Raw genomic sequence first — 15,010 nt, 5'->3', positions numbered from 1 at the left:
GCGTCTGGCTTTTATTTGCGCGTGCCTTTTGAGGTGAAGAACGCTACTTCGAAAATGGAATCGCACCAGACCAATCTGGCGGAGCAACAGCCTGATAGCGATCCATGTACTCGACAATCATTCGACTGGGGCGGTCGCGATCGGCAAGCTCTCCGAGAATCGAGCGGGCTTCAGACCATTCGCCCGCCGTAAATTTTTCGAGACCTTTTTCGTAGGTTTGGAAAAGTTGTTCTTCGGAGAACTCGGAAGTGACTAGCTCAAAAATCTTGGTGGGATGAGTGAAACCCGCCGGACAAACGTTCGCTAGTGGGCGAATTCGAAGACCAATAGCATCGGAATTCGCAATCGCGTTAGCGGTGGCTTGGTCCATAATCACATGAACACCAAATGATTTGGTCAATCCTTCCAAGCGACTGGCCAAGTTGACTACTGGGCCAAACGCCGTCACTTTCACCTGGTCGACGGTTCCAATTTGGCCCGCTACGGCGCGACCGGTCGCAATGCCAATGCCATGTTGGAAGCCGGTTCCACCAGCGGAAGCTTTCGCATGGGTTGCACGGATTTGCATCGCTGCCTCCGCTGCGCGCGTCGCACGATCGTTTTGCGCGAGCGGCCAACCCCAAAATCCCATTGCAGCATCACCATGGAAATCGCCAATCACACCGCCACTATCCAAAATCGCTCGGGTCATCAATCCAAGTGATTCGCTGACGCGGCCAAGCAATTCGAGTAACGAATCAGAATGCTCCTCACTCCGTCTCGAAAAACCACGAAGATCACAAAACATCACGGTCAAGTCAGTTTCTCGCGGCGCGAGAACTTGTTCAGGATCCCGACGAGCCAACGCATCCATTACCAGAGGAGCAAAAAATTGGCGCATCGATGCTTGGCGACGTTCAAGTCGATGGCTTTGCCGTAAATTGGCAACCATCGAACCGACGAGCTCCGCAAACTTCAAATCATCCTTTAACCCTTCGGGAACCTCTCGTGGTGCACTGGCCGGTTTCGAATCGCCCATCTGCATTTCAGCCGGTTCGACCATTGAGTCCGCGGCGAATTGCCCTGTGACGTAAATCGCCCATCCTCGGCACGCTTCCGAACGCATCGGCACACAAAACGCCCAATCGACCCCTTCATTGGTCGTAAACGCCGAAGCTGCGCCCGCTTGATCGGACCATATCTGCAAAACGCTCTCACGCTTTTCGATTGCACTTCGAGCCAACTTGGCACTGACCGAGGTCGAATTGGTATCGAAACGCCGACTATCGTAATGCAGCACGCTGACGTCACTCGTCGGCCTACCGTCATCCGACTCCGTGGCTACAACCGCAACGGCGGTGGCCGAAGGAGTTGATTGCAACAGCACGTTCGTCATCCGCACCAACAACTCCTCATCCGTCCCGCTGCTAGTGATCAAATCCGGTAGCCGGCTCAACACTTCAATTCGCGAAGCGGCGTCACGAAAATTGCGACCGCGTAGCATCGCTTGATCAAACGCATGTTCGGTGAGTTGGCGTTTCGATGAAATGCTGCTTTGTGGTGAAACATCGGACGCCCCAGGTCGATTGGCGAACGTGAACGTGGTTTTTCCGATCACGAAATGTTCGCCAACTGCCAATTTGAAGTGGCGAGATTGCTTACCGCGATAAAAAACCGGGTTTCGCGCCACAGCGTTTCCGGTCACTTGAAGATGCTTTTCAGGCAGCGATAAGAGCCGAACATGTTTGCGCGAGATCATCAAATCCCAAGGCACGTTCCAATCGCTGTCAGCGCGGCCGAGCGTGATTTCACGGCCCGAAGTGGGGTCTGGCAGCGGCCGACGCCAACGCTGTGTCGAAAGTGGTCCTTGAGCGATTAGGTCAAGCATGGCCGTGTCCCCTCAAAATAATGGGTCAAGAATGCTTTTCGATCTCCCGTTTCACCCGCCAATTGTACCATTGCATACAACCGCTGTTGGTCGCGCCGCTTTTTTTGCGACAAGGCCTCGTCATTTCGAAAATGTTCCGGTAACGCCGCTCGCACTTCAAAACACTCTGGCGCCTGTGGTCCCGCGATGACCCCTTGCCGATCGAGCATCGATAACGCAGTAGCCAAACGGTGATCATGACGGCTGAGTCGTTGAAGCCGGTCATTGAGCCATTCCATCCCAAAAGCGCGGCACGATTCGTTGTGCTCGACCAGTGTGTCGTATAGTCGGCCATAGAATTCGGCATCGGGATTTGCCCATTCGATGAACTGCATTTGCGTCATCAAGTCCTGTTGATCATAGAGCCAAAGGCACCGGCTCGGTTGATTATCGCGCCCCGCTCGGCCGACTTCTTGATAGTACGATTCAATCGATCCTGGGGTTTCGGCGTGAATCACAATCCGAATATCTTCTTTGTCGATTCCCATCCCAAACGCCGGTGTGGCCAGGACAATATCGCCATCGGCTCGCATAAAACGGTCTTGTACCTGACGCCGTCGTTGGCTGCCCAAGTCGCCATGATAACAATCGTGGTCGATTCCAAGTCGCATCAAATCATCACTAAACCGAGTGAGCGTCTTGATCAAGCTGAAGTAGACAATCACGCTGCCACCGGCGTAGTCGGGATCGTTCAAACACGCTTGGATCGCTTCGAACTTTTCGCTGTCGCCAAGAACCTGCTGGACATCCAAACGCAAATTCGGTCGATCGATCCCCTGATAGAAAAGTCGAATCTGCTCTGGATCGATACCAATTTGTTTGTAGATATCGGCTCGGCACTCGGACGTCGCAGTTGCGGTCACCGCGATCGTGGTCGGACGGCCTAACCGATCGCGAATTTCTCCCACTCGCGAATAGTCAGGGCGAAAATCGTGCCCCCACTGGCTTACACAATGAGCCTCGTCAATCGCCAACAATTTTATCTGACGCTTACCAATGACCTCACAAAATTCTGGTTTGCGAAACCGCTCCGGAGTGACGTAAAGCAATCGGTACTTCCCCAAGGCAACTTCGGCATACCGTTGCTCGCGACTTTGACGGTCGAGTGACGAGTTGATATAGGCCGCCTCGATACCTTTTTCCCTCAGCGCAGTCACTTGATCGTGCATCAAAGCAACCAGCGGCGAGAGGACCAACACAAGATCGCGAGAATCTTTAGGAATCGTCAACGCGGGAATTTGATAACAAAGGGACTTTCCCATTCCCGTCGGCATGACGACCATCGCGTGATTCCCACCGAGGACGTGCTCAATCACCGCTTGCTGGTCCGGCCGGAACGACGAATAACCGTAGTAACGACGCAGCAAATCATCGGGATTTTCCATGTTCGGTTTATCAATCAGTTGGGTTCGCGAGGCGGAAACCAACCTTGCTTTCATTCCGCTTCGGTTGCCTTCTCGTTATCGTTTTGCTCCACCGGTGCCTCGACTGTTTTCATCACTTTATCAAACTGTTCAAAATTGGCGACCGCTGTTTCGCGAGCCTTCTCAGCTTTTTCCAATTGCGCTACGGCATCAAGCCTTTCTATTCGACTTTTGATTCCTGGGTCCCCACTCGTTTGGATCAAGCTAAGTTTATCTCGCGCGTTCTTCACCTCCAACCCATGAAAATCAATGGTACGTCGGAGTGCTTCGCTTTCAGCATCCACTTGCATGTTGCGGATGACCATGTCCTGCTGAGCTCGTTTGAGTCGCGATTGTGCTTTCTGAAGTTCAAAAAGCGGTACCGCGCCTTGGGCTCGCAATTCTTCGGTTGCCTTGCAATAGGGCTCGGCTTCCTCCAGTTCAGCCTTTGCTGATGCATAATCTCGGGCAAGTGAAAAGATCGTTTCGTTCGCGGAATTGGATTTTCCGAGTGCGGGTGCTTGGATGTTGGTTCGGTCTTGGTTGAAGAAGCCGCTGCGACGATCGCGAAAATCACTTTCAGCTTGGGGGCGAGTCTGATCGCTAAGGGGAATTCGCTCACGAAGATAGGGAGTCGGACTGTTCGGTTGCGGACTGAGGACAGCAGGGCCAACCGGGAGAGTCGGAGGCTGGATTTGATTCGGGTAAGGCGGAGAGATAAACTCATTTGCAGAAGCATTGAAAGTCAATCCATTGTTTCGGGTTTGCATCGGTATTGAGTTTGGATCCCAATCCAATTCGTCGCTTTCGCCGAGCAGCTCATTCATACGCCGCAGAACGATTTTGTCTCGATTCTCGCCTCGCTGCTCGTGCCGCTTGGTCAGTGACTCCAATCGCTCCCGAGTTTCTCTGATCTCCTTTTCTTGCCGAGAGTGCATTTGGTCAAACTCTTGTTCGAGCTGTTGACGTAGTTCTGTGATTTTTTCCTCTCGCTTCTCGTCGTCCTTACTCATCGAACGGAGTGCATTCACCAATGGGTGTCGACCAGAAATCGTTGGGCCGATCGGAACCCACCGTTGTGTCTGCATCGGAACTCGCGTTGTTTCCATTCGGTACGTCGTTTTTGTTTCGCCCGTCTCGTTTTCCACGGTGGTAACCGGCACGGCGCGAGTTACGTCTTGGTACCGCGTTTCAAAAACCGGCCGCATGCCAGGCAGGGCAATGGAACTAAAACCAGTTCTGTCTAGTTGGTGGTTCGGATATTGGCTGCTAGGCTGCGGCGGAAGGTATACAGGGCTCGATGGTTCAAGAGGCTCGGGCGGGTCGGCTTGAGCACTCGAAAACACGGTGATTGACAATACGAGCAGCCCCATTCGAACGAGACCTGAGTGAGAGAGTTGAAGCGTTGCCATTGGATGGATTCCGTTTTCGAGAAGAATGAAGTCATTTGTAGTAGTACTGCGAAGCAAACTGCCGGGCGGTTAGCCCTACCATTTTTCGAATGCTCGCCAACCCAGCCTGTTGGAGGCTGCTTTCGTAGTTGCAATCGCATAGGCCGGAGGCGCAGAAACAGACTCACAGAGAAGCCTCAAGGCCACTCAACGTTTGTTGGATCGAACGTAGTTCCGACACTGCTTCCGTGTCGTACCAAGCATCATTTCGAAGTGGATTCAAAACTTCTTTCGAGATCGGTGCCCGAATTGCCTTTTCCCTATTCGTTTCGGCAAACCACGACAACCCGATTCCGATAGACGTGATCAACAACACGCTGCCAATCGCCAGCCAAGCTCGCTTTCGATTTCGTTGCAATGATCTTGGTAAGGATTCCATCGTTGGATTCCGCACATGCGAGAGTGCATCCCGAAGTAAACTCGCTGCCGCATCGGCGGTGGCGGTTCGTTTGCCAATCTCGGTTTGCATGAACTGCGAGACAAGGCCATCAAGCCACACTGGCATCTGTTCGTTGATCGCGTTAATCGGTCGAGGCCGCGTTTCAGAAATTTTGCGTAGCACCGCCAGCGGGCTTTCGGCGCGAAACGGTGGGCGACCGGTGGCGAGCCTGTAAAGAACACTGCCGAGACTAAACACGTCGCTGCGCACATCGACCGTTTCCCCTTTGGCTTGTTCGGGACTCATATATTGTGGCGTTCCCGCGATCATGCCACTCATCGTTAACGTCGCGTCGTCCAGTGCTCGGGCCAATCCAAAGTCGCTGATCAAAACGCGACCGTTCCCTTCCTCGATTAAAATATTCGCTGGTTTGATGTCGCGATGGATCACACCCTGGCGATGGGCCGCGGACAACCCTTCGGCGATTTGGAGTCCAATGCAAAGCACTTCGTCGAGCGACAGTGGACCATCGCGGTCGATCCGTTGTTGTAGATTTCCGCCTGCGATCCAAGGCATCACGATGTAGGGCAACCGCGCTGTCGGGACAACGCTATAGATCGGCACAATCGCGGGATGGACAATCGCCGCGGCCGCTTGTGCCTCACGCATGAACCTAGCTCGCGCCGCTCCGACACCTGCCAAATGAGGCGACAAGACTTTGATGGCAACCGGCCGATTCAATTCGGGATCGATCCCGCGCAACACGACCCCCATACCTCCTTGGCCGATCACTCCTTCCACCACGTAGTCATCTATCAGACCCATTCCATGTTCGCACGATTCGTCCAACAATGGTCGAATCCACTGTAGTGATGCATCGAGTGGCTGATCGGATTGCACGGGAATCGGCTCGGTTCGTTCGGAAAGGACATTAACCATTTCTTCCCAACACTCGGCTTTGCCCGCCAATTCCTCTAAGCGATCACGACATTTCCGGCAGTTTCCTAAATGCTTCTCGACCGCTTCGGTTTGTTCGCGTGGCAGCGATTCGTCAAGCAATTGACGTAGCGTCTCGTTTTCAAAATGGGGGTTGGTTTTTGCAATCATTCGCTGAGTCGCTCGTCGACCAATTCTCGGATTCGTTTCAAGATTCGGCATCGTGCGACGTAGACCGCTCCTTCGCCGATGTCCAATTCCCGTGCCACATCGGCCACGTCACACCCATCAACCGATGTTTTCCAGAACGCCATCCAATTCACTTCGCCCGTGCGCCTGCGAACTTCGCCCGCGGCCCAGCGGAAAAGTTGCCGGCGGCAATCGTGTTCAAACTCGTCGGCGACTTTTTCGTTGGCTGTCGCCTCGTCCAGCAATCTTGCCACGCCACTGGCATCGATCGTTTCCCCACGAGCGGTTTGTTGGCGGAACCGATCGATGGTGGCGTTTCGAGTGATGCGGCTGAGCCAGCCACGAAACGATCCGTTGGCTTCGACGTCAAAGCGATCGATTGCCGATGTAACCGATAGCAAAACTTCTTGGACAATTTCCCGTGCATCAGCGTCTTGCAAGCCACGACGAAGCGTCATTCGATAGATGACTGGTTCATATACCGCCGCGAATTCAGCCCACGCTTGCTCGTCACGCGAATTCTGCAATCGCACGAGTAAGCTGGGGCGGGTCACAGGATCGGAATTCAACACACTCATCCGCAAACCACAGTTCTTTGGGAAGCAAGCATCCTTTGCTATAGAGTATCACGAACACAAATGGGATAATCTTGCACGGAGTAAAAAAATTCGACGAACTCGCATCGAGTTTCGGCAATCTCCGGGACAACGCATGCTCGGATCGAAAGTCACAGCGATTTCTGCTACGGTTTGAAATTCCCCAAATCCAACTCGCTCCCTCAATCGTCTTACCTTTAGACATATGGAAACGAGGCCCGAAACGTCCACTGACATCGAGACGCGACTCCGCCAACGGCTTGAGTCGTTGTTCGCCGATGCGCATGGGGAAATTCTCGGGACGCTGTTTTATTTAGTCGGAAATAAGGAAGATGCCCACGATGCCCTTCAAGAAACCTTCCTGAAATGTTGGCGACACCGAGAACAAATTGCCCAAGTCGCCAACCTACGTGCCTGGGTCTTTCGGATCGCCCTGAATACCGGCCGCGATTGTCGCAAGGCGGCGTGGAATCGGCGGCGACAATCTTTGCCGGAGCCAATTGATATGGTATCGACCACCGATTCTCCCGACGCGGGGATGATACGCGATGAACAAATCCTTACGCTCCAACACGAAGTGATGAAACTTCGAGAACAAGAACGCGAAGTCTTTTTGCTTCGGCAAAACGGCGAGCTTACTTACGAACAAATCGCCGAAGCGACATCTCTACCCCTAGGAACCGTCAAAACCCGAATGCGAACGGCCATCCGTACCCTCCGCAAAGCTGTAGGAGGCCTCTCATGAACTCGAACGATCAGAATAAAGACGAACTTCGCCAATCGTTGCTGGAATTGCATTACGATCTTCTTGACCAAGACGAAGCCCAAAAACTGCGCCAGCGAATTTCAACCGACCCCCAAGTCGCTGCCGAGTGGAGCGAGACCCGAAAGCTAGCCGACAAGCTCGCTGAAGCTGCACAAATACCCCGTAGCGCTAGTATCCCATCTTCGACCGCTTCGGAGCAACTTCCCTCGGCGACTCCGATTCCCTCTACCATCAAAGCCAAACCGATCTGGTTCGGCCCCACATTGATCGGCGCAATCGCCGCGTCGATCGGAATGTTGATACTGGGATCGTTGTACGTCAAACGACTGCCTGAAACCCCCATGGTGCCCGTTCGCATCGAAGCCAAAGTCACTCCTGTGATGACCGCGGGCACAGATCACCAGTACAACATTGTCACGAAAAAGCTCGATACCGTCGGAACCTCCATCGGCGGTTTTTCGGTCACTCCTGCGTCGTTATCCTTCGCGGTGCTCGCCAAAGGGACGATCTTGTTTTCCGGTGTCACCGATACCGATGCATCAGGAACGGGGAAGATCGTTCTACCATCGGACATCGTAATCCCAGAAAACGCAAAATTATCGATAACGGCAACTTCTGACAAATCGAACGTCTCATCGGCAACCATCGAAGTCCCGCTGGAACCGACGCGGTGTTTGACCTATTTGACGACCGATCGACCAGTTTATCGCCCCGGGGAAACAATCTATTTTCGATCGTTGACACTCGATCGTCGATCCTTTCGATCCATAGTGGACGTCCCGATTCGCTATGAAATCCTCGGTTCCAACGGAACTCCGATACAAACACTCGCAACCGAAGGTGTTACCGACCGTGGCGTCGGCAATGGTGCATTAACGATTCCCTCGACCATATCCGGCGGCCCCTACACGTTGATCGCCAAAAGCCTTGACGGATTCTTTCCCGACGAGCGATGTGATTTCCAAGTGCGACCGTATCGGGTTCCGCGGTTCAATACACAGCTTGATTTTCATCGGCGTAGTTATGGACCGGGCGAAACGGTCGAGGCCGATTTTCATGCGACAAAAGCAGAAGGCGGTCCAGTTGCAAATGCGAAAGTGCGAGTCAATGCAACATTAGACGATCGTGTCATTCACAGCGTTCGCACAACGACGAACAACAACGGATCATGCAAAATTGCATTTTCGTTACCTTCGCATATCGCTCGGGCGGCCGGAAAGTTGTTGGTGGTGGTCGAGGATAGTGGTACACAAGAAGCGAAAACAAAGACGATCCCAATCCAACTAGGTCGCATTGAGATCGACTTCTATCCCGAAGGAGGTTATCTCGTCGACGGTCTTCTTAATCGAGTCTACTTCTCGGCTCGCGATTCGCTCGGCAAACCGATTCATTTCGCGGGCGAAATCCAAACGCATCAGAATGAGCGTGTCACCACCATCGAAACGATTCGTGATGGTATGGGACGTTTTGAGTTCGTGCCCGAGCGAGGAAAACGGTACTCGCTAGTGGTCACCACTCCGGTGGGCATCACTCATTCACCAAAGTTGCCCGCCGTCGTGAGAGCCTTTCCCGTATTGGATACAGGGTCAGGCGTGTTCGATATCGACGAAGCAATCACAATGAACATCCGCACGCAAACAGAGCGCCGGGTGATCATTCGCGCTGTCTGTCGTGGCCAATTGGTTGGGGAAAAACAAGTAAGACTGGGCATTGGAGAGAATTCCCTTTCACTACCAATACGTGACGACACCGCAGGCGTGGTTCGGGTGACCGTCTTTGATGTAACGATGGTCCCGGCGCAGCCTCTTGTCGAACGATTAGTATTCCGCCGACAATCCAAACGGCTTCATATCGAAATCGAATCTTCATCACCAACTGACGCTTCGCCGGGCGAGCCTTTGCGTATAACCCTGCAAGTACGTGACGAAACCGGCGAGCCAACACCGGCGGTGTTGGGCGCGGCGGTAGTCGACAATGCGTCGCTTCGTTTGCGTGAAAACGAACGCCCGAACATGCAAACGCACTTTTTGTTAACCAGCGAAGTGCAGAAACCGGAAGACCTTGAATACGCTAACTTCTATCTCGACGAATCCGCCGAAGCGGCCACTGCGGTGGACTTGTTACTTGGGACGCAAGGATGGCGACGTTTTGTCAGCGGTTCCAACAACCAACCGAACGTCGATTTTCGCAAACAATTGGTTCGATTGATCCAGCTCGATGGTAGCGATGCGGAGACAAAACCAAGGTCATTTGAAAGTCCGAATGAACCCTCACACGAATGGTCGCTTTATCAGGAACAAGTCATCATCGCATGGCGGACCTTTACGTCCCAAACGAGATTCCTGTTGGCTACGATTTTCATCCTCTGGCTTGTTGCATTGGTAATTCGCATACGTCGTCGACCACAAAAAAAAATCGCGATATGGTTGTTGGTTGCGTCGACATCGTTAGCCACTGTCGGGTGCGGCAGTCCAGAAAACGCCACCGTCCAGATGGATAATTCACCGACGCTTGATAGGGATGCAATGGAAAGATCGGCTGCCGCTAATCCCGACGTGGGATCGCAAGCGGGTTCGTCCGAAGCAATCGAGGTCGCGGAACTGCTTTTACAGGCCAGCCATTTCGATGAGTTAGAGAGCGTTCGTAGCCGATTGCTAAGAACGACATCGGAACCGACACCCGAGCGAACGCTGACCAAGACAGAACTGCAAAAATTGTTCGCTTCGCGCGGGCTTGATGTCGAATCGTTTGCCGATCAATTGATGAATGAACTTCGGTTTCCCGTGCGTGAATATGCTCATCACTACCAATCGGGCGACGACGAAACGCAAACAGATTCTGCCGAAACACTATTTTGGCACCCGCTCTTAATCACCAACTCTGATGGCCGAGTGACCATCGATTTCGAGTTGCCTGATTCGACGACCACGTTTCGTGTCGACGTGAACGCGCATACGATCGATGGGCGCATTGGATCTGCGAGCGGCGAAGTCGTTTCACGAAGAACGGACCCCGACCAACGCTAGTGGGCGTACACTAATGAAGTGACACTTCACTTCAGTAGCCCCGGGAAACCAACGGATAACGCATTCATTGAATCCTTCAATGAGAATGAGTTCTTGTCGCTTGACGACGCACAGGAGAAGATCGACACTTGGCGTGTTGACTACAACGAACATCGACCCCACAGCGCTTTGGGCAACCTGGCCCCCAAAGATTTCGCTTCATCTGGCCGGGCTAGCCCGGCCAGATGAAACCCAGATTTTCTCACTGCAGTTGGTACAGATTCGGGGAGCAGGACACATTCCAACGGAGCCTATCCGATATGAAAAAATCGACGTTCACCGTTTGGCGATGGCTACCGATCTTAATGTTTGTCTTGCCACTTAACATCAACATGGTTGATGCAGAGGAACTGGCGGTGGTTGGATGGGCAACGTCGAGCGACGGGAAATTTGAAGAACTCGCCGTCGAGGTGGGTTTAGAGAATGTTCCCGACGGCCTACTAGCGTCGCGCTATTATTTGGTCCAGGACATCGTCGCGAAAATTGTTGAAAACGACCCCCAAGCATTGGAGGACACGGTGTCGTTTTTGGGGCGGAATGTTTATAGCCTCGATTGGCGTTTCGCGGCAAGTTGTCTCGATACGCTACTGGATTTGGAGTACGAGGAGTTTGGAATAGGCAGACGATTGAATCTCGTCGTCCACCGCGTTCTATCACGGCTCGATGAACGCGCTAAAGCCTTTGTTGAGCAATACAACGTACCGGGGCACGTTCTTATCCCAGCGTGGGTTTCTTTGGATTTGCCAATCGTGATTTGGATCCATTGCGACTGTTAAACCTGCGTTTGATTCGAGTACCAAACGGTTTAGCAAGACACCTGGATCATGGACTTGGCTTTAGATTAGGGGACCTAGCAATACAAAACTCAGGTCTTACTGACTTTGATTTGCCATTGTTGAATGGATTTCGAGAACTTACTTGTCTTGACCTAGCTGGACAGCGCCACTTCGTGGCTTCCTGATTTCGTAAGTTGTGACTGTGCCGCGAGTTATCTCGCTTGACTTGGGAGTCAAAAAGAAACGACCCTCCGTGTGCTAATTGTTTCACGACGAAACCACGGAAGGTCGCCTCTATGTCACTACAGGATATCGCATCGCTCGGAAAGATGCTCGCCCAATTTCTCGCCATCTTTGCCGATTGTTTCCACGGCGTCAAAGGCCGAAGGCTGTTTGCCGCGTATGTTCGCGGACTGCTCTCGGAACTGCAGCGAAAGAACGTCGAAGCGATTGCTTTGAAACAAGGCATTGCACCGCGAACGCTCCAACGATTCCTCGAGTCCATCAAGTGGGACCACGACGAAGTACTCCAGCGATGCCGCAACGTGATCGTCCGCGAACAGGCCGACCCGCAGGCCATCGGAGTGATCGACGAAACCGGTACGGCCAAAGCCGGCAAGGAAACCGTCGGAGTCAAACGACAATACAACGGCAATCGCGGCAAAGTTGAAAACGCGGTTGTCAACGTCGCTCTATCGTTTGCCACAGCGACTTTCCAGTGCCTGATCGCCGCCCGAACGTACTTGCCCGAAGACTGGGCCAACGACACCGCGCGCCGAAAAAAACTCATGTCCCTGACGAGGCCCAGTTTCTGACCAAGCCGCAGATCGCCTTGGTGCTGATCGACCAGGCAATGGCCGATGGCATCACCGTCAAAGCCTGGACGTTTGATGAACTTTACGGTCGTGACGGGAAGTTTCTCGATGGGCTCGACGAGCGCAAACAGGCATTCGTTGGCGAAGTACCGCCGAACTTTCGGGCATGGGCGCGGAAGCCAAAAGTGCTGCGAAAATCGAGGCAAAAGACCAAGAGGCGGCAAAAGAAATACCCTCGCTTGGCCACCAGCGACTCGAAGGCTTGCCAAGTGCAGAACTTGGCCAAGTACTCGCCCGGCCTGGCCTCGCAAACACCGCAGCGTTACCGCACACGGGACTCGCATAAGGGGCCCGAGATTTGGGAAGTTCGCTGGCATATCGTCCATCGCAAGACTCACGACGGTCGCTTGGTCAGCTCGCAATGCACATTGATCGTTGCCAAGAACGTTCGCACCGGAGAAGTAAAGTACTTCATCAGCAATCGAATTCCAGGCCGTGATGGATGGACGGTTCGCGAGTTGCTGCGAATTGCGTTCGGACGCTGGAAGGTGGAAGCGTGCTTTCGCGAAGCCAAAGAGGAATTAGGCTGGGATCACTTTGAATGCCGTGGATGGGACTGCGTTCATCGTCACATGATCGTGGCGATCGTCAGCCAATTGTTCTGTGCCCGGGTTCGTCATCGTCTGTGCCGCACGGAGGTCGTCACCGACGCTGAGCGTCTGACGCTTGAACAGGTTCGACGGGCGGCCGATGTGGTGATCCGCTGCATCGGTCTTCCCAAGCGACTTCGAGATGAGCAGTACGAAGCAGAGCGTCTCCGAATCAGCTACCATCAACGTCGTAACGCGGAAGCAAGTCGTTGCCATCGTAAGAAACGTATCGCTGACTGTCATGACCTTGGAATCGACCCCGGTCAAATCAAAAGCGTCGAGCCAAAATCCGCGTGAAACTATAACCAATAACATCAAACTGGCGCTGTCCAACTAGGATACAACCCTCTGAATGGCTCCGGTCTTGAGAAGTTAGTCTTGCCCTCCTTACGGGTACTGCGACTCGATGGATGCAAGCGGATTGGCAAAGCTTCAGTCATTGGGAATTGACAATGAGCTGATTATCAATGCTTCGCTTGAGCAGATCTCGAAACTCGGAAAGTTAAAGCGACTAATCATCAGTGGCGATCTTCCACCCGATCGCTCTTTGGATGACATCCAGAGAGCCCTTCCAAACGTTGAAATCAAGATAATTCCCGCCGAGGAGAAGTAGGGAATGAAACGAATCGTTTGGTTGGCTTCGTATCCGAAGTCGGGAAATACGTGGATGCGGATGATGTTTGCAGCCTATCGTAAACCACTGGGCGAATCGCTCGCTCTTCGTGAAGCGTTCCAAACAACGATCTCGGATTCTCGTCGCGAGGAATTCGAAAGGGCGGCCGGTCGTGATAATTTGAGCGACGCGGAAGTGGACCAGTTGCGCGAGGAGGTACAGATTTCATTGGCCAAGCGGGTCCAGCCGCCGGTGTTGGTCAAAACACACAACGCGCGAGTGCAACGCAATGGCTGCCCGCTGATCCGACGTGAGTTAACACTCGGTGCAATCTACATCGTCCGCAATCCGCTCAGTGTCGTCGATTCCGTCGCGGATCATTGGGGCTGTTCCATCGACGAAGCGGTTCACATGCTGAATTTTTCTCGACACTCGATCGGTGGCGGCAAGGACAAGATGGTGCGACAGTACTTGCAGAACTGGAGCATGCACGTGCTGTCGTGGATCGATCAACCGGCATTTCCGACGCTGCTGAATCGACGACCGCGTTTCGTGTCGACGTGAATGTGCATACGATCGATGGCCGAATTGGATCTGTGTGCAGCGAAGTCGTTTCACGCAGAACGGACCCCGACCAACGCTAGAACGCTTTTTCGTTTTGTGATTGCTTTAGAATGATAATCTTTTGCCAAATTTTTCGGCTTAGGCTCGTGCTGAGTTGCTCGATCTCCGTTACCGCAGCCACGGACACGCCGTCATCGAAACGCTCGACATAGAGAGCGGCGATTTTGCCAATCAGTGACAGCATCTCGCTACAGTAATCCAGATAGCGTCCCAATTGGAATGGCGTCATCGAGGTTTTGGGCGAATTGTCCGTCGCTTGCCAGTTACTCAAAATTCGCTCGGGGTCTTTGGTCAATTGATGCATGTCAATGATGTGCGCAAGCGAACGCAACTCATGCACCGCAGCCAACGCACGACGACGTTTGATTCGCTTCTCTAGACTGAGCAAGAAATAGATCGCGATGGCGACAAAGACAAGCCCGTTGACAGCAGGCTCAAAGGTTTGAATGAATTCCAACCAACTGAGTTCATGGGTTTCTAAACGAATCGCCATTGTGCCGAAACCAAATAGAATCGCTAGCAGCATAAACGTTAACAGAAGACCGACCAATCGTATCGAAAGAATCGGCCGACCTATCCATGTCGAACGCTCCGACGCTTGGCAAGCCACTTGGTGCAAGTGCCCGCAAAGGCGACCAAGACCACTGCTAGGGAATCGTTCGTGAATGCGCACCTGCAACTTGGCAACGGTCTCGACAATCCGATCGTCGCGCAGAATGAGAGATTCGAGTCGCTCGGTGCAGAGCGGCGCTGGTTTGGACGACGCGTTTTCTTCCGCGCTCGGTGGTTCCTCCGAGGATGGTCGTTCGGCTTCATTCATGGTGAGCAATTACAATTAGAA

General features: G+C 53.1%; 11 protein-coding genes and 2 pseudogenes. 7 read left to right on the top strand and 6 right to left on the bottom strand.

Going from position 1 to position 15,010, the window contains the following annotated elements; all coding sequences use genetic code 11:
* Positions 1-43: 43 nt before the first annotated feature.
* The 5 genes from CA13_RS18340 to CA13_RS18320 all read right to left on the bottom strand — a co-directional run bounded on the left by CA13_RS18340 (position 44) and on the right by CA13_RS18320 (position 6,797).
* Entirely contained in the window at positions 44-1,867 is a 1,824-nt protein-coding gene (locus CA13_RS18340) for an adenylate/guanylate cyclase domain-containing protein (RefSeq protein ID WP_146399032.1), read from the bottom strand.
* Positions 1,855-3,345, bottom strand: coding sequence for a RecQ family ATP-dependent DNA helicase (locus CA13_RS18335; RefSeq protein ID WP_419194536.1), 1,491 nt, complete (start codon positions 3,343-3,345; stop codon positions 1,855-1,857). The genes CA13_RS18340 and CA13_RS18335 overlap by 13 nt, the downstream gene beginning before the upstream one ends.
* Positions 3,342-4,721: an HlyD family secretion protein gene (locus CA13_RS18330; protein WP_146399030.1), complete on the bottom strand. Its 1,380-nt coding sequence runs from the start codon at positions 4,719-4,721 to the stop codon at positions 3,342-3,344. Before CA13_RS18330 ends, CA13_RS18335 begins: the two co-directional genes overlap by 4 nt.
* A gap of 163 nt (positions 4,722-4,884) precedes the next feature.
* Positions 4,885-6,246, bottom strand: coding sequence for a serine/threonine-protein kinase (locus CA13_RS18325; RefSeq protein ID WP_146399028.1), 1,362 nt, complete (start codon positions 6,244-6,246; stop codon positions 4,885-4,887).
* Positions 6,243-6,797, bottom strand: a complete 555-nt coding sequence (locus CA13_RS18320) for an RNA polymerase sigma factor (protein ID WP_419194535.1) — start codon at positions 6,795-6,797, stop codon at positions 6,243-6,245. Before CA13_RS18320 ends, CA13_RS18325 begins: the two co-directional genes overlap by 4 nt.
* Before the next feature lie 268 nt (positions 6,798-7,065).
* Between CA13_RS18320 and CA13_RS18315 the strand changes: the two genes are divergently transcribed.
* The 7 genes and pseudogenes from CA13_RS18315 (at position 7,066) to CA13_RS18280 (ending at position 14,109) form a co-directional block, all read left to right on the top strand.
* Positions 7,066-7,605 carry an RNA polymerase sigma factor gene (locus CA13_RS18315; RefSeq protein ID WP_146399024.1) on the top strand — a complete coding sequence of 180 codons (540 nt, stop codon included), beginning with the start codon at positions 7,066-7,068 and terminating at the stop codon, positions 7,603-7,605.
* Entirely contained in the window at positions 7,602-10,652 is a 3,051-nt protein-coding gene (locus tag CA13_RS18310) for an MG2 domain-containing protein (RefSeq protein WP_146399022.1), read from the top strand. Before CA13_RS18315 ends, CA13_RS18310 begins: the two co-directional genes overlap by 4 nt.
* Positions 10,653-10,880 (top strand): annotated as a pseudogene (locus tag CA13_RS18305) (integrase core domain-containing protein); the annotation flags it as partial.
* 71 nt (positions 10,881-10,951) lie between these two features.
* Complete coding sequence (locus CA13_RS18300; RefSeq protein ID WP_146399018.1) at positions 10,952-11,467, top strand: hypothetical protein; 516 nt, start codon at positions 10,952-10,954, stop codon at positions 11,465-11,467.
* Positions 11,468-11,763: 296 nt separating this feature from the next.
* Positions 11,764-13,229 (top strand): annotated as a pseudogene (locus CA13_RS18290) (IS701 family transposase).
* A 109-nt stretch (positions 13,230-13,338) separates the two neighbouring features.
* Positions 13,339-13,545: a hypothetical protein gene (locus CA13_RS18285; protein WP_146399016.1), complete on the top strand. Its 207-nt coding sequence runs from the start codon at positions 13,339-13,341 to the stop codon at positions 13,543-13,545.
* Positions 13,546-13,548: 3 nt separating this feature from the next.
* Positions 13,549-14,109 carry a sulfotransferase domain-containing protein gene (locus CA13_RS18280; protein WP_146399014.1) on the top strand — a complete coding sequence of 187 codons (561 nt, stop codon included), beginning with the start codon at positions 13,549-13,551 and terminating at the stop codon, positions 14,107-14,109.
* 76 nt (positions 14,110-14,185) lie between these two features.
* Here the strand turns inward: CA13_RS18280 and CA13_RS18275 are convergent, their stop codons facing one another.
* A complete protein-coding gene (locus CA13_RS18275) occupies positions 14,186-14,989 on the bottom strand; it encodes a hypothetical protein (RefSeq protein ID WP_419194534.1) in 804 nt (267 codons plus the stop codon).
* Between the last annotated feature and the right edge of the window lie 21 nt (positions 14,990-15,010).

Origin of the sequence: Novipirellula herctigrandis, from assembly GCA_007859835.1 — a bacterium.
Taxonomy (GTDB): domain Bacteria; phylum Planctomycetota; class Planctomycetia; order Pirellulales; family Pirellulaceae; genus Novipirellula_A; species Novipirellula_A herctigrandis.
The sequence above is the reverse complement of the archived record's forward strand: the minus strand, read 5'-3'. Positions and strand labels throughout refer to the sequence as shown.